General features: G+C 57.3%; 17 protein-coding genes. 11 read left to right on the forward strand and 6 right to left on the reverse strand.

Features of this window, described 5'->3' with window-relative positions:
* Positions 1 to 37: 37 nt before the first annotated feature.
* Complete coding sequence (locus RSK20926_RS13205) at positions 38 to 1354, reverse strand: aromatic ring-hydroxylating dioxygenase subunit alpha (RefSeq protein WP_008207405.1); 1317 nt, start codon at positions 1352 to 1354, stop codon at positions 38 to 40.
* Between the two features lie 168 nt (positions 1355 to 1522).
* Between RSK20926_RS13205 and RSK20926_RS13210 the strand changes: the two genes are divergently transcribed.
* The 4 genes from RSK20926_RS13210 to RSK20926_RS13225 all read left to right on the forward strand — a co-directional run bounded on the left by RSK20926_RS13210 (position 1523) and on the right by RSK20926_RS13225 (position 4990).
* Positions 1523 to 2299, forward strand: a complete 777-nt coding sequence (locus tag RSK20926_RS13210) for an IclR family transcriptional regulator domain-containing protein (RefSeq protein ID WP_008207407.1) — start codon at positions 1523 to 1525, stop codon at positions 2297 to 2299.
* Between the two features lie 327 nt (positions 2300 to 2626).
* Positions 2627 to 3451, forward strand: coding sequence for a bifunctional allantoicase/(S)-ureidoglycine aminohydrolase (locus RSK20926_RS13215; protein ID WP_008207409.1), 825 nt, complete (start codon positions 2627 to 2629; stop codon positions 3449 to 3451).
* A gap of 151 nt (positions 3452 to 3602) precedes the next feature.
* Entirely contained in the window at positions 3603 to 3932 is a 330-nt protein-coding gene (locus tag RSK20926_RS13220; protein ID WP_085979712.1) for a hypothetical protein, read from the forward strand.
* A gap of 74 nt (positions 3933 to 4006) precedes the next feature.
* Positions 4007 to 4990, forward strand: coding sequence for a type I glyceraldehyde-3-phosphate dehydrogenase (locus RSK20926_RS13225; RefSeq protein WP_008207412.1), 984 nt, complete (start codon positions 4007 to 4009; stop codon positions 4988 to 4990).
* A 254-nt stretch (positions 4991 to 5244) separates the two neighbouring features.
* On the opposite strand, the gene RSK20926_RS13230 is transcribed toward RSK20926_RS13225, so the two are convergent.
* The 3 genes from RSK20926_RS13230 to puuE all read right to left on the reverse strand — a co-directional run bounded on the left by RSK20926_RS13230 (position 5245) and on the right by puuE (position 8690).
* On the reverse strand, positions 5245 to 6708 hold the full coding sequence (locus tag RSK20926_RS13230; protein ID WP_037255126.1) for a uracil-xanthine permease family protein: 1464 nt from the start codon (positions 6706 to 6708) through the stop codon (positions 5245 to 5247).
* A 78-nt stretch (positions 6709 to 6786) separates the two neighbouring features.
* The gene (locus RSK20926_RS13235; protein ID WP_008207415.1) at positions 6787 to 7278 is read right to left on the reverse strand and encodes an ureidoglycolate lyase; all 492 of its coding nucleotides are present in this window, start codon (positions 7276 to 7278) and stop codon (positions 6787 to 6789) included.
* Positions 7275 to 8690, reverse strand: coding sequence for an allantoinase PuuE (gene puuE, locus RSK20926_RS13240; protein ID WP_037255128.1), 1416 nt, complete (start codon positions 8688 to 8690; stop codon positions 7275 to 7277). Before puuE ends, RSK20926_RS13235 begins: the two co-directional genes overlap by 4 nt.
* Before the next feature lie 221 nt (positions 8691 to 8911).
* Between puuE and uraH the strand changes: the two genes are divergently transcribed.
* Positions 8912 to 9268 (forward strand): hydroxyisourate hydrolase, encoded by a 357-nt coding sequence (gene uraH / locus RSK20926_RS13245; RefSeq protein WP_008207417.1) that lies wholly within the window; start codon positions 8912 to 8914, stop codon positions 9266 to 9268.
* 255 nt (positions 9269 to 9523) lie between these two features.
* Here the strand turns inward: uraH and RSK20926_RS13250 are convergent, their stop codons facing one another.
* On the reverse strand, positions 9524 to 10465 hold the full coding sequence (locus RSK20926_RS13250) for a LysR family transcriptional regulator (RefSeq protein WP_008207418.1): 942 nt from the start codon (positions 10463 to 10465) through the stop codon (positions 9524 to 9526).
* Between the two features lie 125 nt (positions 10466 to 10590).
* On the opposite strand from RSK20926_RS13250, the gene RSK20926_RS13255 reads away from it, so the two are divergent.
* The 5 genes from RSK20926_RS13255 (at position 10591) to RSK20926_RS13275 (ending at position 19483) form a co-directional block, all read left to right on the forward strand.
* A complete protein-coding gene (locus RSK20926_RS13255) occupies positions 10591 to 11820 on the forward strand; it encodes a urate hydroxylase PuuD (RefSeq protein ID WP_008207419.1) in 1230 nt (409 codons plus the stop codon).
* 228 nt (positions 11821 to 12048) lie between these two features.
* Positions 12049 to 13866: an autotransporter assembly complex protein TamA gene (locus tag RSK20926_RS13260; protein WP_008207420.1), complete on the forward strand. Its 1818-nt coding sequence runs from the start codon at positions 12049 to 12051 to the stop codon at positions 13864 to 13866.
* Entirely contained in the window at positions 13866 to 17351 is a 3486-nt protein-coding gene (locus RSK20926_RS13265) for a translocation/assembly module TamB domain-containing protein (protein ID WP_008207421.1), read from the forward strand. Before RSK20926_RS13260 ends, RSK20926_RS13265 begins: the two co-directional genes overlap by 1 nt.
* A gap of 103 nt (positions 17352 to 17454) precedes the next feature.
* The gene (locus RSK20926_RS13270) at positions 17455 to 18513 is read left to right on the forward strand and encodes a glycosyltransferase family 2 protein (RefSeq protein ID WP_008207422.1); all 1059 of its coding nucleotides are present in this window, start codon (positions 17455 to 17457) and stop codon (positions 18511 to 18513) included.
* Positions 18506 to 19483 (forward strand): glycosyltransferase, encoded by a 978-nt coding sequence (locus tag RSK20926_RS13275; RefSeq protein ID WP_008207423.1) that lies wholly within the window; start codon positions 18506 to 18508, stop codon positions 19481 to 19483. Before RSK20926_RS13270 ends, RSK20926_RS13275 begins: the two co-directional genes overlap by 8 nt.
* 22 nt (positions 19484 to 19505) lie before the next feature.
* Here RSK20926_RS13275 and RSK20926_RS13280 read toward each other — a convergent pair whose 3' ends face one another.
* Positions 19506 to 20297 carry a WecB/TagA/CpsF family glycosyltransferase gene (locus RSK20926_RS13280; protein WP_050773085.1) on the reverse strand — a complete coding sequence of 264 codons (792 nt, stop codon included), beginning with the start codon at positions 20295 to 20297 and terminating at the stop codon, positions 19506 to 19508.
* Between the two features lie 274 nt (positions 20298 to 20571).
* Between RSK20926_RS13280 and RSK20926_RS13285 the strand changes: the two genes are divergently transcribed.
* A complete protein-coding gene (locus RSK20926_RS13285) occupies positions 20572 to 22035 on the forward strand; it encodes a membrane protein (RefSeq protein ID WP_008207426.1) in 1464 nt (487 codons plus the stop codon).
* The last annotated feature ends 73 nt before the right edge of the window (positions 22036 to 22108 follow it).

Below are 22108 nucleotides of genomic sequence, written 5' to 3' on the forward strand. Positions count from 1 at the left end.
GAGGAAAGAAACCTCTGATCCATCCGCTTGTCCAGTGTCAGATATCTGCGTCCCAGGGACAATCGCTGCGACGTTTCTGATCCCCTGCCTTGGCGCTGCCAAGCCAGTCGCCATCCTTGGCAATTGTGTCATTTGAGAGAGGGCCTGCAATGCTTGCGATATTCTCCTCACACCACATGGGCAACTCCTCCTCGCGCCCTGCCTTTACGGCCGTAATGGCAGCGCGCAATTGGCGGCGATAGCGAATGATTGCCGCATCGGTTTTGCCCAGATGCTCTTGGGTTCGATCCTGGATCGCACCCATGCTCTCGACCGCCCATTGGTCATGCACATTGATGTCCAACCCCATGCCCGTATAGGTCTCTTTTGCCTGCTCCTCTGGATCAAACCCATAGTTGTTATGAGCACCTTTGAGAGGTGCATAATCTGGCAGGCTATGCTCCTTCAGGCGCTGCTCGCGCATCAGCTGCTTATCCACAGGATTGTCGAAACTGGTGAACATCGCATACCAGTAGCAATTTTCATCGTCGATTGGCACGTGCCATTGGGTAATCGTCATCTCTCGCGACATCGGAATGCAGATGGCGCCGGGGAAAATCTGATTGGTGATGCGCACATGGGTGCGCCCATCCTCCAGGTGGCGCAAAGCTGTGATCCGAAGGCCATGCGGCGCGTCTTCTGCCAGAATCTCCGGGCGCGGATATTCCCGCAAGAGCTGCGTCATGGGGATTTCCGTATCTGCAGCCGTGTCACGAAACTGCTTTCCATAGGCTTCTGCCGGGTCCTCATCCTGCAGGAAACGATGCAGGAAGGAGGCATGCGCAGGATCGATGCCGACCTCCATCGCTTGCAACCAATTGCACCGCCAAAGCCCCTTAAAGGCGAAAACATGGCTGTCGGGAGCGCGAAAACAATCAAAGGCAGGGAACTCGGGCGGTTCACCCGGTCCTAGATAGGCCCAAATGATGCCGTTCTTCTCTTGCACCGGATATGAGACCGCCTTGATCTGCTCATGCATACGGCTGTCTTCTGGCTCTCCAGGTTGCTCCACACATTGGCCCGAGCGGTCGAAATGCCACCCGTGAAAGGGGCAGCGCAGCCCGTTGTCCTCCAATCGGCCAAAACACATGTCGGCCCCACGATGCGGGCAATGCCGCCCGATAAGGCCCAACTCCCCTGAAGCATTGCGAAACAGCACAAGATCTTCGCCCAGCAGGCGCACTGGGACCACCGGGCGTGGTCCCTCCAGCTCATCCAAAAGAGCAGCAGGTTGCCAATAGCGTCGCAACACTTCTCCGGCGTCACTCCCACGCCCTACCCGGGTCAAACTGTCGTTCAATTCTTGGCTAATCATCGCTCGCTCCCAATCAAAGTGACCTGACGACATATTTAGTAAGTACGCTTGACATAAGTTCGATTTACGTACTAAACATGTTAAATACGACCAAATGTTGTGGTGCGTGCCGGTCCTTGTCAAGACCAACAGATTTTAAGTTCCAAGTTTCGCGGGGGCGGCAACTTTATGAGTACTACAGAACAAGATCGAAACATCTCTTCCAGTTTCGCCAAGGGTTTGGCCGTCTTGGCCGTTTTTGATGCTGCAACACCTTCTATGACCCTGGCAGAGATTGCCCGGCGTACCGGGCAAGATCGCGCCACCGCAAGGCGCGGCGCCTTGACCTTGGTGCAGGCAGGTTATCTGCGCCAACAAGGTAGAATGCTCTCTCTGACTCCCAGGGTATTGGCGCTGGCTGGTGGTTTCTTGCAGGCCAACCAATTTGGGCGCAGGGTTCAACCGGTTTTAAACCAGCACGCCGCCAAGCTGGAAACCGAAGTCACTCTTGCCACGCTTGACCAAGGGCGTGTTCTGCTGCTGGCGCAATCCACCACAGAACGTGGCATAGTCACCTATGGCTTCACCGCCGGAGCCCATATCCCCCTTGCCCATACCAGCCTGGGTCGGATGTTGCTTGCCTGTCTGCCCAACGAAGACGCGGAACGCGCTATTATCCAGGCTGATATTCCAAAGCACACCGAGCAATCGCTGACCCGGCCGGAAGCGATTCTGGAGCAGATTGACGCGGCCCGCAGCCAAGGGTTTTCTGTTACCGATAGTGAGTTTGAGCCAGGCATCATTGGCTATGCAGTTCCGGTATCACGCCCCGATCAAACGCCTGTTGTCGTTGGCAGCTCTGCCCCGCGTGGCATCGATGCCGGTCGCGCTTCGCAGCGCCTCTTGCAGGGTCTACAGGTCTGCGCGGCGGAGTTGCGACAAACCGAAGCCGTGAACGACCTATAACCTCTATCCATTTACAATAACTCGAAATTTCCCCCTCTGCATCCTGGGTCATTTCCAGGATGCCTTAAGGTGCTGCAGGCCTGTGCCCCACGGCAGGGAAGGGAGAAAGTAAGACCTCCCCCTTTTTTCAAAAAAAACAAAAAAATGCTATTCCCTCGGGGCTGCTTGGAGCCAAGTCCCAGCAAGCGCATATTTGTCCTGACCCTCCCAGGCAGCATTCGGTGGGGCTACCGCTCTTGCGGATCGCACACTCCGGATGCTGCCTATTCGAACAAAGGCTTCTTTTTGGGCAATCTCCCAAACCCGGGCCGTATCAAAGGAAAAAACATGAGCGCAGGCAGCTACTTCACCCCTAAGGGAGGACTTCCGGGACAGGAGCAATTGCTGACCGGCCGCGCGGTATTCACGGACGCCTATGCCGTTATCCCACAGGGGACAATGCAGGATATCGTGACCTCCTTTTTGCCCGGATGGACCGGCATGCGCATGTGGGTGCTGGCACGCCCTCTAAGTGGTTTTGCCGAGACCTTCTCGCAATACATCGTCGAGTTGCAGCCCGGTGGAGGCTCTGAAACTCCTGAGAGCGATGCAGAGGCTCAGGGCAGCCTCTTTGTGACCGAAGGCCAGGTCACGCTGGTTCTAGAAGGCCAGGAACACATTCTGCAAGAAGGCGGATTTGCCTACATACCTGCCGGAAGCACCTGGTCTCTGCGCAATCTGACGGGCAGCCAAGCGGTCTTCCACTGGATTCGCAAGCGCTGGCAGCCGGCACCGGGGATGGACAAGCCCAAGGCCTTTACTGCCAATGAGCGCGACATCACACCAAATGCAATGGTCGGCACGGACGGCCGCTGGGCCACCACCCGCTTTATGGATCCAGAAGATCTGTCCCACGACATGCATGTGACGATTGTCACCTTTGAGCCCGGCGGCGTCATTCCCTTTGCTGAGACCCATGTCATGGAACATGGTCTCTATGTGCTTGAGGGCAAGGCTGTGTACCGCCTCAATCAGGACTGGGTTGAAGTGGAAGCCGGCGACTTCATGTGGTTGCGTGCCTTCTGCCCCCAGGCTTGCTATGCCGGCGGGCCGGGCCGTTTCCGCTATCTGCTTTATAAAGATGTGAACCGGCACATGCCTCTGCACCTCTGACCGCAGCCTCAACAGGGGTAAGTCTGGCTGTTCTGCCCTTACTAGACACCAATCTGCCGCTTTCCACGCCAGCGCTGGCGGGGAAGGGCGTTGCAAAGACCCGCGAAGACGCTAGGCTGCAGCCATGTTTCCGGATTATGGAGTCTGTGCAATGAAACCCTCTGTCCCGACCGCCGTTTTTTTGCTGAGCCTGCTGGCAGTTATGCCCCCTATGGCCGGTGCTGCGAAAACAGTTGAAATCAAAGCTGTCACGGTCTTTGAGCGGGTCTGGCATGTGAGGGGTTCAGAGGTTTTTCCAGGCTACCATCAGGCGACACGTCAGAATGCAGAACTACTGCCATTCCGTGGGCCTCCCATCCTCTCAGCCAAGCAGGCCACGCGCGCCTTTCGCGCAGCTACCGGCTGTCGCGTCAAATTGGATACGCTCATCCGAACAATTTCTGGCAGCTATCATGCCGTTTTGATCTGCCCATCTCGCTGAATTAAGAGCGAAATTTCCTCATTTCTTGCTGCCCGAGCTGCTCCTGCACCGTGGCTTTTGGAGACCTGACAGTCATGAAAATCGCTATCAATGGTTTTGGCCGCATCGGCCGTGCAATTCTGCGCCAGATCCTGACCACCCCGCGCGGAGAGGGCATCGAAGTTGCCCTGATCAATGACATCGCGGAACTGGAGATGTGCGCCTATCTGTTTCAATACGACAGCACCTTTGGCCCCTTTCCGCACGAAGCCTCACACGAGGGCAAAGCGCTGCATGTGCTGGGGCGGAGTATTCCCATGCACCATGCGGCCAACCTCACTGAAGTGGATCTCAGCGGCGTTGACGTGGTGCTGGAATGCACCGGCATCGCCCGCACCTCCGATGTGGCAGAGCGGGGATTGCAAGCCGGGGCCGGGAAAGTACTGATTTCGGGGCCTTCGCCAGCGGCAGAACTAACTCTGGTTCTTGGGGTAAACGATGCAGAACTCGGCGCAGAACGGATTGTCTCCAACGCCTCCTGCACCACCAACGGCCTGGCCCCCCTGGTCAAACTTGTGGATCAGATCGCGGGCATCGAAAGCGCCCATATGACCACGATCCACTGCTATACCAACTCACAGCCGATGGTCGACGCGCCACGCGGAGATTTTGCCCGGTCCCGCGCCGGCGCACTCTCGATGGTGCCTACAACCTCTTCGGCGACACATCTGATTGACGAGGTATTGCCGCATCTCAAAGGCCGGATCAGCGGGGCCGCCGTGCGGGTGCCAACCGCCAGCGTGTCGGCCGTGGATCTGGTTGCGCAGTTGCGCCAAGAGATTACCGCCGATGGTTTTGCGCAAGCGCTTCGTCAAGGGGTCGGTGCGTCAGAGGTCCTGGGCTGGACCGATCTCCCGCTGGTCTCCTCCGATATGCGATCGCGCCCAGAATCTCTGGTAATAGCCGGCCCGGAATTCCGGCTCTGCGGGCCCCGGCAAGTCCGGATTTTCGGCTGGTATGATAACGAATGGGGTTTCTCCGCCCGAATGCTAGATGTCGCCCGGAAGATGGCGCAGTAGCTTCCCCTTCCTAGCCGACCACCAGCACAACAGGGGCTCCCGCCCGTCGTTGCTGCAGCAAAACTGCAGCCCTCCCGTTGGGCCGGGCGCCGTGCTGCGCACGGCGCTGGCTGCTCTCAAAGGGCGGCCGACAGCGTAAATCTCTTCGGGACTTCGCAATAAGAAAAGCGCCGCGCAAAGCGCGGCGCCGGGCCCAACGGGTCTTGGGCAATCTTTGATTGTCTTGGACCGGGCGGGAGCCCCCGCCCTTGACCTTATTCTCCAGGCAGGCTGCCTGACCCGTGACCTGCATGCCCGCCAGAGACTTCATCAGTGGCTTCCGCAGCCAGCTCTTCCGGCAGGATCAGATTCAGCACAATGGCAATCAGTGCCGCCGGGAGAATGCCTGAAGCCGCCAGGATACGCAGGGTATCCGGCAAATACTGCAGCGCATTCGGCGAACCCGGCTTGAGGTTCATCACCTCCAGCTGCAGGCCGAACCCAATTGACAGGGCAATCGCAAAAATCACCATGTTACGGCGATTCCAGACCACATCAGACAACATCGAGACTCCGGCGGAAACCACCATGCCGAACATCACGATCACACCGCCGCCCAGTACCTCAATCGGGATGGTGCGGATCACCGCGCCAACCTTGGGAATCAAGCCGCAGATGATCAGGAAGATGGCGCCAATGGTCACCACATGACGGCTCATCACACCAGTCATGGCAATCAGGCCCACGTTCTGGCTGAAGGAGGTATTGGGCAGCCCTCCGAACAGACCCGCAACGGCGGTGCCGACACCATCGGCATAGGTTGCGCCCTGGATCTCCTTATCGGTGGCCTCACGGCCCGCGCCGCCTTTGGTGATGCCGCTGACGTCGCCCACGGTCTCGACCGCGCTGACAAAGGACATCAGGCAGAAGCCGATAACCGCAGCCGTGGTGATCTCAATCCCGTATTTGAACGGGTTTGGCAGGCCAAAGGCGGCTGCACGGCTCCAGCTCTGACCAATGCCTTCCAAGGTCACGAGGCCAAAAAACATCGCATAAACGTAACCAATCAGGATGCCAATCAGCACCGCCGAAACCGACAACATGCCACGGGCAAAGAATTTGAGCCCCAGAGTCGAGAAGATCACCACCAGTGCCACCGACCAGTTCAAAAGGCTGCCGTATTCCGCTTTGCCGAATGCCTTGGCAGGCACGCCGCCCGCTGCGTATTCGATGCCGACCCGCACCAGATAGAGACCTATCATCATGACCACCAATCCGGTTACCAGCGGTGGTAAGGCAAAACGGATACGGCCAATGATGGTGCCAAGCGCCGCATGGAACAGACCACCAATCAAGACGCCGCCAAATATCACCGGCAGAGCCTCGGGGCCTTTGCCCGCAACCAGCGGGATCATGATTGGGATAAAGGCAAAACTAGTGCCTTGCACAATCGGCAACCGGGCACCGACGGGCCCCATGCCGATAGACTGAAACAGCGTTGCGATACCGGCAAACAGCATCGACATCTGGATCAGATAGCTCATATCCGGGAAGCCCTGGGCGCCGGCATCAGAGCCAAAACCAAAGCCGGCAGCGCCCGAAATAATGATGGCAGGGGTGATGTTTGAAACAAACATCGCCAGCACATGCTGGATGCCGAGAGGCACCGCCTGCATAAGCGGCGGTGTATAATTAGGATCGCGCAGCTGCTGCGGCGTCCCGATGGAAGTGTCAGCCATGTCTTCATCTCTCCTGTCAGTCATGGGGGTCTTGCTGCCTCTTTTGGCGGGCAGCTTCACTTGGGTGCGGCTCCAGCGTCAGCCGGAGACCACGGTAAAGGGGGTCTTGAACCAGTGTTCTTCGAGGTTCGGGGTGCTACCGATGCGGTCGACAACGATGTATTGTCCCGGCGCGCCCATGGGGGCTAGGACGCCGTGCCAGCAGCCCCGGTGCAGATTGATGCTCTGGCCTGGCTGGCTCAGGAAAGCCCTGAGATTTGCAGGGGCGCCAGCTTCATCCTCCGCGACCACAACCAGCATCGGCACGCCGTTCAGCGGCACAAAGGCCTGGCTGCCCTCAGGATGCCGCTCGACCATATCAACTTTATGCGGGAAGTGCCGCGCCTTGGCATCGAACAGGCTGATGCCCGCACGCCCCTCGGGCCCGAAATCAAGCCGCGCCCGGTCATGGTGGCGCCCGCACATGCCCTGATTGATGATCTTGTCCGGCGCGCCAGAGACCTCGATGACCTCGCCATAGGGGGCAAAGGCTTCGGCGGTCAGGGGTTCAGCGGTCAGCTGCAGGCTCATGGCAAGAGGTCCATCAGGCGGAACTGAGCGATGCGCTCCACCTGTTTGCAGGCCTCGGCAAACTCACTTGCCCGGTCATTGCCGATACGGCGATGGAAGGACTCCATGATCGAGGCCTTGTTGTGATCGCGCACTGCGATGATGAAGGGAAAGCCGTGTTTCTCTACATAGTCCGTGTTCAGCCGGGTAAATGTATCGCGTTCCTCGTCGGTCAGCATGTCGAGGCCAGCGCCTGCCTGTTCCGAAGTGCTCTCGGCAGTCAGGCGGCCTGCTGTGGCCAGCTTACCCGCAAGATCCGGGTGCGCGGTCAGAACACCCAGGCGCTCTTCCTCGCTGGCGGTGCGGAACATCCGGCACAGAGCATTGTGCACTCCAGCCGCGCAGTCATGGGCCGGGCCCAATTCCAGATCAAAAGCCCGGTCGGCGATCCAGGGCGAATGCTCAAAAATCGAACCATAGGCGGCCACAAAGTCTTCGCGCGTCATTTGGCTGGGTCGGTCCCAGCGTTGATGCGGATGGGTCTTTGCCCAATGCTCGGCAATATCGATACGGCGCGGGCACCAGACGCCTTCAAAGCCTTGGATATAATCGATGAAACGCTTCAACCCCGCAATTTTGCCCGGACGGCCGATCAGCCGGCAGTGAAGACCAATGCTCATCATCTTGGGCGCGCCGGTTTCGCCTTCCGCATAAAGCACATCAAAAGCATCTTTCAGATACTGAAAGAACTGCTCTCCGGTGATATAGCCCGGCGCCGTGGCAAAGCGCATGTCGTTGGCTTCCAGAGTGTAAGGGATGATCAGCTGATCCCGCCCCCCGAATTCCATCCAATGCGGCAGATCGTCATCATAGGTGTCCGAGACATAGTCAAAGCCGCCTTCTTCCGCAGCCAGACGCACTGTATTGACGCTGCAGCGCCCGGTATACCAGCCGCGCGGGCGTTCACCCACAACCTCGGTATGGAGGCGCACCGCCTCGGCAATCGCCACGCGCTCTTCCTCTTCGGGCATATCTTTATGCTCAACCCATTTAAGCCCGTGGCTGGCAATCTCCCAGCCGGCATCCTTCATCGCCTGAACCTGCGCCGGGCTGCGGGCCAGCGCAGTGGCAACGCCATAGATCGTCAGCGGGATACCTGCACCAGTAAACAGCTGATGCAGCCGCCAGAACCCCGCACGGGCGCCGTATTCGTAAATCGACTCCATGTTCCAATGGCGCTGGCCCGGCCATTGCGCGGCACCTGGGATGTCTGATAGAAAGGCCTCCGAGGCGGCATCCCCATGCAGAGTGCAGTTCTCGCCGCCTTCCTCGTAATTCAGCACAAATTGCACCGCTACCTTGCCGCCGCCCGGCCATGCGGCATCCGGAGCCTTGCTGCCATAGCCAATCATATTGCGCGGGTATCTGTTCATGCGCCTGTCTCTTTCCTGTGCCGGACCGCGCCTTTTGCCCTGCTTGGTCTCAGGTCGGCAAAGCATAAATCGCGGATGAATCTTTTCCTTCTCTCTTGATATTGCAAAAAGCGGTGGTGATTTTTCAAATTTTCCAGAACACACTGTCAAAACCTCCCCATTTGCAGCCCTGCCGTTCCTGGTGCAGGAGAGAAGAGGGAACAAGTATAAGGAAATCCAAGATGACCGGCTATCTTACGACTCATGTTTTGGACACGGCCCGCGGCTGCCCTGCCAAAGGTCTGCCGATCACCCTTTACCGGGTTGAGCGCGGCACCCGCGAGAAAATAGCAGAGATGGTAACCAATGATGACGGGCGCACCGACACGCCGATCCTACCCAAAGAAACTTTTGCCACCGGCAGCTATGAGCTGGTGTTCCACGCAGGCACCTATCTGCGCGCCAGCAGCCAGGCCGCCGAAGAGCCGCTTTTTCTCGACGAAGTCCCGATCCGTTTCGGCATGAGCGACGCATCGGCTCATTACCACGTGCCGCTGCTGCTTTCCCCTTATGGCTACTCGACCTACCGGGGCAGCTGAGCCTGAATTCTGCAAACTCCTGCAGCAGCGGGTCAAGGGCGGCAAAGCCGCCGCGGCTTGCGCTGCCTGCCCTTGAGGCGATGCTGTTGGAACTGAAACTCGAAGTAGCGCGTTCAGGGCAGACCTGCCCCTGAACCGCTTCTCAGCAAAAAGACCTGCGCCGCGCCAGCGGCGCCCGGCCCAACTCCGGTAGGGCCCGAATGGGCCAGAACGGAGGCGGGAGCTCCCCTCCCCAGCCGCTTAGGTCCAGGCAGCCTATTCCTGCGACAAGACTTCTGCGACCGAGGCCTCCGCCGCGCGCACCGAGGTCCCCACCCTCTGTGTCATATATTCCATAAACAGCCGCGTTTTCGGATCCTGATGACGCCTATGGGTATAAAGACAGGCCATCTGCACCGGCACCGGCGGTGTTTTCTGCGCCACAGGCACCAACGCACCACTCTGCAGGTGCTCAGCCACTTCAAAGACCGGTTTCAACGCCACGCCTTCCCCTGACAAAGCCCAATCGGTCAGCACATCGCCGTCATCGCACTCATAGCGCCCGGAGATGGCAAAGCGCTGCGGCCCTTCCTCTGTCTGCAGCATCCACTGGAATTCGCTTGCGCCAGGAAAGCGCAAGTTCAGGCAGTTATGCTTGTCCTTAACCAGGTCCTCGCCGCTTTCGGGTTTTCCCCTTCGTGCCAGGTATTCAGGCGCAGCGCAAAGCACACGCTGGCAATCAGCGATCTTGCGGATGCGCAGATTGCTGTCCTCCGGCTGCCCCAAGAAGAACGCCAGATCCAGCCCTTCAGTGGTCAGGTCCACCGAACGGTCCGACATCCGCAGACGCATGTTGATCTCAGGGTATTCTTTCAGAAAAGTCGGCACTTCCGGCGCCACCAGCCGCCGCCCCGCGCCAAGCGGTGCTGCCACAAACAAGGTCCCGCGCGGAGTGTCGGTCAGATGCATCACCTGCGCCTCGGCCTGATCCACCGCATCCAGCACCGACACAGCACCGGTATAAAAGGCCTGACCCTGCTCGGTCGCGGTCAGATTGCGGGTGGTGCGCTGGAACAGCCGCACGCCGAGATAATCCTCCAGCTGCGAGATTCGCGCCGAGGTCACTGCCGGTGAAATCCGCAGATCCCGCCCCGCCGCAGACATGGAGCCCAGCTCATAAACCCGCACAAAGGTTCGAATATTGTCGAGATAGGACATGTCGGCCCCGCCATTCTTCCAGAATTTTTGATACAGTTTGGAAGTTTACTGGAATACCGAATAAACGCCACTTTGCCTAGGGTGCAAAACACACGACTCTGCCAGAAGACTTAAAGGGGCACGGCATGTATGAAATGATAATGATGTGGGATTGGCTTGGCTTTGCGATCCGCTGGCTGCATGTAATCACCGCAATCGCCTGGATCGGATCCTCCTTCTACTTTATCGCGCTGGACCTCGGCCTGCGCAAAGTGCCGGACCTGCCGGTCGGAGCCCACGGAGAAGAGTGGCAGGTCCACGGCGGCGGCTTCTATCACATCCGCAAATTCCTGGTGGCACCGGAGAACATGCCGGACCACCTGATCTGGTTCAAATGGGAAAGCTATATGACCTGGATCAGCGGCTTTGCCCTGCTGATGCTGGTCTATTGGGTTGGCGGCGAGCTCTACCTGATCGACGCAAACAAGGCGGATCTTTCCTTGTGGCAGGGCATTGCCATCTCTGCGGCAACCCTGTCGATCGGCTGGCTGATCTATGACCGCCTGTGCAAATCCGGCCTGTCGGAAAACCCCACCCTGCTGATGGTGCTGCTCTTTGTCCTGCTGGTTGCCATGGGCTGGGGCCTCAACCAGGTTTTCACCGGCCGTGCGATGATGCTGCACCTCGGTGCTTTCACCGCTACCATCATGACCGCCAACGTCTTCTTCATCATCATTCCGAACCAGAAGATCGTTGTCGCCGACCTCAAGGCAAGCCGCACCCCGGATGCGAAATACGGCAAGATCGCCAAGCTGCGTTCGACCCATAACAACTACCTCACCCTGCCGGTGGTGTTCCTGATGCTGTCCAACCACTACCCGCTGGCCTTTGCCTCAGAGTACAACTGGCTCATTGCGGCGCTGGTCTTCCTGATGGGCGTCACCATCCGCCACTACTTCAACACCTGCCATGCCCGTGCTGGCAATCCGACCTGGACCTGGGCTGTGACCGCGCTCCTCTTCCTCGGTGTGATCATCCTCTCCACCATGGGGCTGGAGTATGAAGGCGACGAAGAGGAGCAGGCCGCGCTCAGCGGTTCTGCCCTGGTGATGGCACAGGCCGATGGTTTTGAAGAAGTGCATGAGATCGTCATGGGGCGCTGCAGCATGTGCCACGCCCGCGAGCCCTTCTGGGACGGGATCCGCACCGCCCCCAAAGGTGTGCTCTTGGAAACCGAAGCCGATGTAGCGCTTCAGGCCCAGGCCATCTACCTGCACTCAGGCGTGACCGATGCTATGCCACCCGCAAATGTCACCTTTATGGAAGCCGAAGACCGGGCCGCAATCCGTCGCTGGTTCCGCAACGCCGAAGGCTGACCTCCTCCTTCTCCAAATTCTAGTTACTTCCCCAAACTGGCGGCCGGATCCTCTGGCCGCCTTTCTTTTTGTCACGGCTTTCGGCGGCAACCTGCCTGAGCGACAGCTGACAGATATGAATTACACTCTCTCTGCTTTACCCTCGCAGTGGCTGTGATAGGTTTCCCCGCAAGGCATTCTGTGGATCTGCACCTAGGGTGCCGGAAATTGCACGCTGCCGGAGTGCCCATGACCTTTCGCTTTTCTCTGCGCCCCTCCTTGAGCACAGCCGCCTTGGGCGCGGCCATTTCCTGTCTGGGTGCTGTATCCGCGGAACCGGCCCTCTCTGCAGAGGTGCATTTCAACGCCCCGGGAGCGAGTGTTGAGCTGAGCGACCGTCTCCAGGCGGCCTCGACAAGTTTGGGCGTCGCACAAAGCAACAATGTGCAAGAGATACTGGCTGCTGCACTCTCTGACTACAGAACGCTGGTGCAGGTCCTCTATGATGCCGGACATTTTGCACCCATCGTGCATGTCCGGCTTGATGGCCGCGAAGCGGCTCTGATCCAACCTCTTTACTTGCCACGACAGGTGCAAGCGGTTGCAATTACCGTCAAACCCGGCCCTCGCTTTCGCTTTTCACATGCCTCAATCGGCCCACTGCCCGCTCATCCGGAGGCCAGCATCCCAAAAGGCTTTGCCAGAGGTGAAGATGCAAACACCGGCATCCTAAAGGAAGCCGCTGATGCTGGAACACAGGCCTGGCGGCAGGCAGGTCACGCCAAGGCGCAAATCGCGGGGCAAGAGATCGCGGCCAATCATCGGAGCGCGACCCTGCGTGCACGACTTCACCTGAACCCAGGCCCAAAGTTGCGATTTGGTTATTTGCAAGCCGTCGGAGATAGCGATGTCTCCCCACAGGCAATCCAGCGTATCGCCGGCTTTCCAACCGGTGAGGTCTTTCATCCCGATCTTGCAGCCAAGACAGCCACACGCCTGCGCCGCACTGGAACCTTTGCCAGTGTCACCCTAAAAGAAGCGCCTACACCCAATCCAGATGGCAGCCTGGATTTCACCGCGCGACTTGAGGATATGCCAAAACGCCGCCTGACCTTCGGCGCCGAACTCAGCTCTACTGACGGGTTGGAAGTCTCAGCCTCATGGATGCATCGCAATCTCTTTGGCAATGCGGAAAAATTCCGATTTGAAACCCGCCTTAGCGGTATTGGCAGTAGCAACGATCTGGACGGCCGGATCGCGCTCAGGCTGGATCAACCCGCCACATTGGGTCCTGACGACAATCTGTTCTATCTGCTGGAAGCCGAACGGCTGGATGAGGAACATTACAGCACTTTTCAAGCGCTAGGGGGGATTGGTGTGCGCCGCGTCTTTTCCGATCACCTCTTTGCCGAAGCCGGTATTGGCGCCACCAGCATTCTGGCGACAGATGCCTTTGGCAAGCGTCGATTCAAATATGCTGCTGGCTTCCTAAGGGTCGAATATGACCGGCGGAACAGCTCTGTCGACGCCTCACGCGGCTATTTTCTGGATGCCCGTGCCCGGCCATTCTTTGGGCTAGACGGTCGGGACCCAGGCCTGCAACTAAAGCTGGACGGCCGCATATACCATGGGCTGGGTGGTTCCGATCGGATTGTTCTGGCTGGCCGAGCCCAGCTTGGTTCTGTCATTGGCCCCTCACTGGGAGATACCGCGCCAACCCTGTTGTTCTTTTCCGGTGGTGCCGGATCTGTGCGTGGGCATGAGTTTCAATCCCTCGGCATCCCCGTTGGCACCAATGCCTCTGGCGGGCGCGGCTATCTGGCGCTCTCCGGTGAAATTCGCGCCAAGATCGGAGAGAAATTCTCTCTCGTTGGTTTTGCGGACATCGGGTATCTGGACAGCGATAGCTTCATCACCTCCTCCTCTCAAAGCCATGCCGGTGCCGGGATCGGGTTGCGATATGATGTTGCGGGCATTGGACCATTGCGGGTTGATTTCGCCTACCCCGTCAAAGGCGACAAAACGGATGGATTGCAATTCTATATCGGTGTGGGGCAGGCCTTTTGATGCGTTACTTCTCTATCAAACCTATCCTAGCCACCACGGTTTTTTGCCTGTTTTCACTGGGGGCACCTTCCGCGCAAACAACCCAAGAAGAGCCTAGCAACGAAGGCAGCTACCTCTCAGAACTGCTGGAAGAGAACCTCTCTGGTGAGAACCAGTTCATCAAAGTTACCGGCCTTACTGGCGCGCTTTCATCACAGGCCAGCATTGAGAAGCTTACAGTCGCTGATGCCTCGGGGGTCTGGCTGACCCTTGAAGGGGCTGAACTGGATTGGAACCGTCTGGCTCTCTTGCGTGGCGAGTTTTCGGTAAATCGCCTTGCCGCACAACGTATCACCGTTGCGCGCGCACCAGAGCCACTGCCCCCGGATGAGACATTGCCAAGCCCTGAGGCCACGGCATTTCAGTTGCCGGAGCTGCCGGTAGCGGTCAACATCGGCGAGATCTCGGCCAAGCGGATCCAGTTGGGCAAAGCGCTTTTGGGTATTGAGGCGGAACTCAGCCTCGTCGGGAACCTAGCCCTGGCCGATGGCAACTTGACCAGTCTTTTTGATCTGAGACGGGTAGATCGCCCCGGCGATCATCTTTTTCTGGAGGGCGCCTATAGCACTCAAAGCAGTCAACTGGCGTTGGATCTTCAATTGCAAGAAGCTCCCGGAGGGCTATTGTCAGCGGCGCTGTCTCTGCCCGCTGCACCCAGCCTCGATCTGAACCTCAAGGGGAACGGACCCCTAGCAGATTTCACCGCAGATATGCGTCTGGCCTCCAACGGAACCGAACGTCTGGCAGGTCAGGTTCAACTCCTCGGGCTAGCTGCAACCCCGACGGATGAGGTTGGAACACAACCCAAAGCGACAGACACAGGTCTGCAGTTTTCAGCGGAACTCTCTGGTGATATCGATCCGCTCCTGCATCCGGACTATCGACCGTTCTTTGGCGCTGACCTGCAGCTGCACCTCACTGGCAAGCAGCACCCGGAAACGGGTCTATCCCTTGATCAATTGCAAATCCAAAGTCAGGCACTCGAACTGACCGGGCGATTGCTAATCTCCCCTGATGGATTGCTGCAGCAGGCCGATCTATTCTCCCAGATCTCCCCGCCAATGGGCCAAAGTGCCGTGCTTTTACCCCTGCCAGGGGCAGCCACAACTTTGGGTTCCTCTCGGGTGGGCCTAAAGCTCACCAGCCGCCAAAGCTGGGCCATTGAGGGTCTGATCCAGGACCTGAGCCATCCGGAAGGGGGCTTGAGTGAACTGCGCCTCACCGGCAAAGGTCGTTTGGCCAAGGATAGCCGCAGCCCCCTGGCGCTGAATGGTGAGATCTCAGCTGGGCTTGCTGGTATTACCCTGCGCGAGAAAAACCTGTCCCGTGCCATCGGCAACCGCCTAACCCTGGACACCCGGATTTCAACCGATGGTCAGGGGCGCCTGGCCCTCAGCGGGCTTCGCGCCACAGCGGGTGATCTCGCAACCACAGGTTCGCTTTTCTTTGCCGGGTTGGATCAAGGGCTAGAGATCAACAGTGATCTGCATGTCTCCGTCCCCTCCCTCAAGCGTTTTGCGCCCCTGACGGGCCTTAGCCTCAGAGGGACTTTTGACGGACAGGTAGCAGGAGCCTTTACGCCCCTGTCTGGTGAATTTGATCTGAAACTGGCGGCCCAGGCCAAGGACCTGGGGTTGGGCATCTCGCAACTTGATACCCTGACCCGCGGTCCCCTATCGCTTGTTTTTCAAGGCAGACGTGACGCGGGCGGTCTGACAGTAGAAAACCTGTCACTCAAAGGGGAAGAACTGACCGCTCACGCTCATGGTGACCTCAGCAGTCACACAGGGAAAATGCAGTTCGATGCCTCCATTCATGAGTTGCAGAAAATCCTACCTCAAATCTCTGGGCCATTGCACCTGTCCAGCCAAGTGCAGCGACAGGGCAGTGATCTCAATGGCAAAGCAGAGCTACAAGGCCCGAACGAATCCCATGCCCTCTTGATCGGCAGCGCCACTCTGCAGGGAAATGCTGATCTGACATTCGACGCAGCGCTTTCATCTCTGGAACGGTTTCTACCGGAATTGCCAGGAAAGCTGACAGCCAAAGGCAGGGCCAACCGTAAAGATGGCGTCTGGCAGGTTGAGGCCGATACTCAGGCACCAGCCGGCGCCTTGGCAAAGGTAGCGGGCAGTTTCAACGAAGATACGGGCTTGGCGGATCTGACCGCCAAGGGCACCTTGCGCCTGGAAGGGGCAAATCCCTTTATGAAGCCCAACTTGCTACAGGGCAGCGCAGCGTTCGATCTTGCGCTGCAAGGTGCCCATTCGCTGGCGGCGCTGAACGGCACTATCAGCACCGCAAACGCAAGATTGGTTCTGCCCACTGCGGGGCAAAATTTGAACGGCATCAACGCTCAGGTCACATTGGCGCAGTCCAGTGCCAATGTAAGGGTCTCAGCCCAGCCACAGGAAGGTGGGAGCCTGCAGATTTCGGGCCCTGTTTCCCTATCAGCGCCTTTCCAGACCGCGCTGAACATCGGCCTCTCCGGCGTGGTTCTCAAAGATCATCTGAGCTACGAGACTCTCTTGAACGGAGATCTGAACCTGACAGGTGCGCTGACAGGACAAGCAGGATTAAGTGGCCGGATTGATGTCGGTGAGACCGTGATCAATCTCAATACCGCCGGTGGTTCGATTTCCTCGGCTCCCATTCCCCCGATCCGACACTTTGGTGAAAGCCGAGAGAGCCGATTGACGCGGAGCAGGGCCGGGTTGACCCAAACCGCTGGTAGTGCTGGTTCGAACAGCAATATTGCTCTGGATATCCTGATAAACGCACCGGATCGGATCTACGCGCGAGGGCGTGGATTGCGGTCTGAACTGGGGGGGCAAATTCACCTGCGCGGCAGTACCGCGGATTTGGCCCCGTCTGGACAAATCGAGTTGATCCGGGGCACCTTTGACATCCTGGGGCGTCGCCTGACTTTGGACGAAGGCCGGATCACTCTCCTTGGTGATCTCATGCCTTATCTGGAGCTCAAATCTTCTGCCAGTACCGCTAATGGCACCGCAACTCTGGAAATCTCTGGTCGATCCGACGCACCAGAAATAAAGGTGATCTCCGATCCGCCGCGTCCCAGCGAGGAAGCACTGGCCCTTCTGCTTTTTGGCGACAATATCGGCAACCTCTCCCCGCTTGCCTTGGCCCGACTGGCCAGTTCAGCCCTGGAGCTGAGCGGCCGCGGTGGCAACCGTGCGGCCAACAAACTGCAACAGGAAACTGGTGCAGACAATGTGGATATCGGGCTGGACAACCTCGGTGCCGGGCTGTTGGGATTGGGGGGATATGTGTCGGACAATGTCTATACCGATTTTAACGTCAACACCCGGGGCGACAGCGAGTTGAGCATTAACCTGGATCTGAGCAAAAGCCTGACAGCAACCGGAACGGTGGATAGTGCCGGAGAGACCGGTGTCGGACTCTTTTTCAAGCGAGATTACTAGCGCCCCAAAAACCTATCTGCGCGTGAAAGAGTATCTGCCCCCTTCCCTGCCAATTGGCTTCAGCCTAGGTTTGCTTGAAACAAGGGTAAATTCTGGAACGGGCATGACGAAGACCTCCGAGCGCGAAGCTTTCGGGCAAAGACTGCGCAAGCGGTTGGCCAAGGAAAAGCACAGAATGCGGTTGCATAGGGCCATCCGGCATCTGCATGGCCCGCGCCGACGTATGGCTGCACCGGATGAGGTGGTCTTAGTCACATTGGTCCGGGACGGTAGCTACTACCTTGATGCTTTTTTCGACCACTATCGTGGACTGGGCATCCGGCATTTTGCGTTTGTTGACAATGGCTCCAGCGATGACACCGTTGAACGCTTAAAACAGGAAGACGGCGTTGCTCTGCTACAATGTCGCCTTCCTTGGGGTGAGTTTGAAAACGATCTGCGTGCCTACGCTGCCCAACGCTATGGTCAGGATCGCTGGTGCTTGATCGCAGATATGGATGAGATTTTTGTCTTTGAGGGCCAAAATGGAAACGGAATTTCCAACTTGATCCAGGATCTAGCGAGCCACGGTTACACCGGCCTTATGGCGCAAATGCTGGAGATGTTTCCCAAGGCCCCTCTGTGTGAGGTTGCCCATCTTCCCTATCGGGAAGTGTTAGATCGCTTTGAATATTGCGACACCACGAGCATCAAGGCCTGGTCGTATTTTGCTCCTGAAAGTGGGCTTTCCTATTTCACACAACAGAACCAGGGCGCTACAGATCAGATGCAGCTTCTCTATGGCGGGATTCGCGGCAAGGTTTTTGGCGAAAACTGCTGCCTTACTAAACACCCGTTGTTTTTCCTTGGACCTGATGTGTCACCTTGCCCGCATCCACATGTTTCTGCGGGACTTAACCTTGCCCCTTGGACCGCTCTCATCAAGCACTATAAATTCGCCAATGACGCTCTGGAACGGGATCGCCTTAGCCTTGCCAGTGCGGCTATTTCCCATGGTGAAGATCGCCTGCGCTATGACCTGCTGCAAAACCAACCAGATCTCAGCCTCTGGAGTGAAGCAGCACAGCTCTATCCAGGCTTTCTAGCATTGCAAAAACAGGGCTTCTTATGCGCGTCGGGCGGTATAGCGGATATCGAAAACACGGGCACAAGCCATGACTGACAAAGCGGCCCCTCCCATTGTTGACGCGGTTGCGATTGGTCGCAATGAAGGTGCCCGACTGGAAGCCTGTCTTGCCTCCCTCAAACCGCAGGTCAGACGTTTGGTCTATGTCGACAGCGGTTCAACTGATGGTTCTGTTGTCGCGGCCCGCCGATTGGGCGCAGAAGTTGTAGAATTGGATATGTCCCTACCCTTCACCGCTGCACGCGCCAGAAATGCCGGGCTTTTAGCACTACAACAGGGTTGTCAACAAAAGGCCGAGTTCATTCAGTTGGTCGATGGGGATTGTGAGGTGGACGCCGATTGGATCCCCAAAGCACAGCAGTTTTTGGCATCGAGCCCAAAGGCGGCTGTTGCCTGTGGCCGTCGCCGTGAACGCTTTCCACAAGCCTCCTTTTTCAATCAGCTTTGTGATCAGGAATGGGACACCCCAATTGGTGAGGCCAAAGCCTGTGGGGGGGATGCATTGATGCGTTTGGCGGCCTTGCAAGAGGTCGGGGGATATCGGGATAATCTGATTGCGGGCGAAGAGCCCGAAATGTGCCTGCGCCTACGACAGGCGGGCTGGACTATCTGGCGCTTGGATCATGAGATGACGTTGCATGACGCCCAGATGACCCGTTTTTCGCAGTGGTGGAAACGCAGCAGACGAGCAGGCCATGCCTTCGCAGAAGGTGCGGCTCTGCATGGGAAATCACAAGAAAAGCACTGGGTTGCCGAAACCCGGCGCGCGACCCTATGGGGCATTGCCATACCAGCTGTTATCCTCGCGGGGGCCTTGCTGTTTGGCTGGTGGGCTCTCTTAGGATTCTTAGTCTATCCCGCGCAGATCTTGCGCCTAAGCCAACGTATGGGACCCGCTTCAGCGTTGCTTACCACGCTGGGAAAATTCGCGGAAAGTCATGGTATTTTGGAATACTGGTGGAATCGAGCCCGCGGTAAGGGGCGTGGGATACTGGAGTACAAGTAAGCGCAGTAGAAACTGCCTGCGCCTACTTGTCGCGCATTACACCCAGAGTTCCCTGATGGCTCGATTCACGCCGCAGCTTTAGCGCTTTCAGCAGTAAGCCCGGCAGAATTGCAAAACACTTCGCATAACGCGGAAACATTCGCTTTGGACTGCTGAGCGCCCGCCACAGCCACTCAAGCGCCATGTTTCGCATCCACATAGGCGCTCGGCGTTGATGACCACCTAAGAAATCGATCCCTGCGCCAACAGAAGCAAACCCTACGGCAGGAGACAATCTACGACCGCGATACGCAAAAAGCTCTTGCTTGGGAGCACCCAAAGCCAGAAAACACAAACGGATCTTCTTTTCTTTCAACTGGCCAAAGATCTCTTCAGCCTCCGCTCCCTCGGGATCAAATCCACGCGAAGGCGAATACTTCCAGGCCAGATTCAGCCCCGGAACCGCCGATTCGAGATGGCTTGCCCCATCTTCCAATGCTGTTTCCGTGCTCCCGACCAGGGCAACAGGCACATTGGCAGCAGCGGCCAATTGGCAGAGCGGCAACACCATATCAGAGCCAGGCATAAGTTCGACTGGACTACGGGCAAGTTGAGAAAGCCAAACAATCGGGCGACCATCCGCAACAATGAGATCATGCCCAACATAGGCATCCAAAAAGGCTTTGGAACTTTCCAGTTTCACCAGGTGATCCAAGTTTACCGTAGCCAAAGCAAAGCCCTCCCCTGAAGCAAACCTGCGCAGGACTTCGGCTCTGAGACCGGACCAATCTGGCATGTTTACGGGAATGACCCGTCCCTGAAATTCAAACAGCAAAGGTTCCTGCGCCCTTTCTCACCATTGTGGTTCACACGCCTTTGCCCTAGCCGGAAAAGATGGCAAAGCTGAGGCGTCTGCACTTATTTTCCAGTGTTTTCGATCAGAAAGCGACTCCCCTTTAGTATGTTTTCGCTGACCTTTTGGCATTCCGACTAGTGATAATGCGTTTAGGAACTGGTTTAAGAAATCCTCTATGCTGAACTTTGAAAATGTCAAAAGCCAGCCACCAAATCCTCTATCCCTTGCCGCATTCTCTCACTAGGTAATGCACATGCCCAACGCACTCGCTTATCTCATGCTGATGCTTTGGCCCGCAGTGAGCCTGATTCTGTTCCGGAGGTTGCCTCTCGAACGGGCTATTCTTTGGTGCATCCTCGCAGGATACCTGATCCTCCCTCCGGTTGCTGAGTTTGACCTGCCTTTGGTCCCGGATATGGATAAGTTCACAATCCCTTCGGTCATGGCTTTCGTACTGTGCATCGGGCTCTTGCGCAAACCGGTTCCGCTACTGCCGCATCATCCTTTGGCAAAGCTACTCACCCTTGGCTTTGTCTTTGGCGTCATCCCCACGGTTCTAACCAATGATGATCCGGTGATTTTTGAAGTTCTGGCCGGATCTGAACCGATCCGATACATCACTGATATGCTTCCGGGTCTGCGCTGGATTGACTTGGGCTCGGTGGCGATCAATCAGGTGATCATCTTGATGCCCTTCCTGCTTGCGCGGCGTTACCTGTCCTCTCCGGACGGACAAAAAGAACTGTTGCTGGCCATTGCGATTGCAGGATTGGCATATACGATCCCCTCTCTGATCGAAATCAGGCTAAGCCCGCAAACCAACACGATAATCTATGGCTTTTTTCAGCACGACTTCTCACAGATGATGCGGCAAGGCGGCTTTCGCCCCATTGTTTTCCTTCCCCATGCTCTCTGGCTGGCGCTTTTCATGTTTTCGGCAATGATTGCAGCAGCAGCACTGGCACGCGCCGCCAATCAAAAAACACGCGCCCGTTTTGCAATTGCCTGCGCCTATCTCTTTGTTGTCCTTTTCCTGTGCAAAAGCTTGGCGTCTTTCACCTATGCGCTTGCCTTCTTGCCTTTGGTTGCCCTTGGGTCCTATCGACTGCAGATCAAAGTAGCCGTTCTCTTGGCGACAATCGCCATCACCTATCCCATGCTGCGCAATCTTGGTCTGTTCCCAACCGAAGCAATTCTGGCCCAAGCCGAAGCTATCAGCGCTGATCGCGCACAATCATTGGGATATCGATTTCACAATGAAGCACTGATGCTGGAACGCGCGGCTGAGAAGCCCTGGTTTGGCTGGGGCGGCTGGGGGCGCAACCTCGTCCGGGACGGAGAAACCGGTTCGATCATTTCAATTCCCGATGGGCATTGGATCCTGGTCTTTGGCACCCTGGGATGGCTGGGCTATATCTCGGAAATGGGCCTGCTGAGCCTCTCTCTCATTTTGTTGGGGATAGAACTGCATCGCCACAAGGCGAAAGAGGTATCCCCCTATGCGACGGCGATTGCCATCATTCTGGCGGCAACTCTGGTTGATATGATGCTGAACGACACGCTTGTTCCCTTTACCTGGCTTTGTGCCGGGTCGGTGCTGGGCTATGCTGAACGCCTGCGCTACCCAAACCTCTTTGGCAAAGCCAAACCTCTGTTTGACGGCCGTCAAATTCTAACGCAGGCCGGATCTGCACCGGAAAAACGGAGCCTGCTATGATGCCTTATTGTTTCCGTCTTTCCGTCAGAATTCGACACCATGCCTTCATGACTTGGCCGTATAAATTGAGCAA

The sequence above is a fragment of the Roseobacter sp. SK209-2-6 genome (genome assembly GCF_000169455.1).
Lineage (GTDB): Bacteria > Pseudomonadota > Alphaproteobacteria > Rhodobacterales > Rhodobacteraceae > Pseudophaeobacter.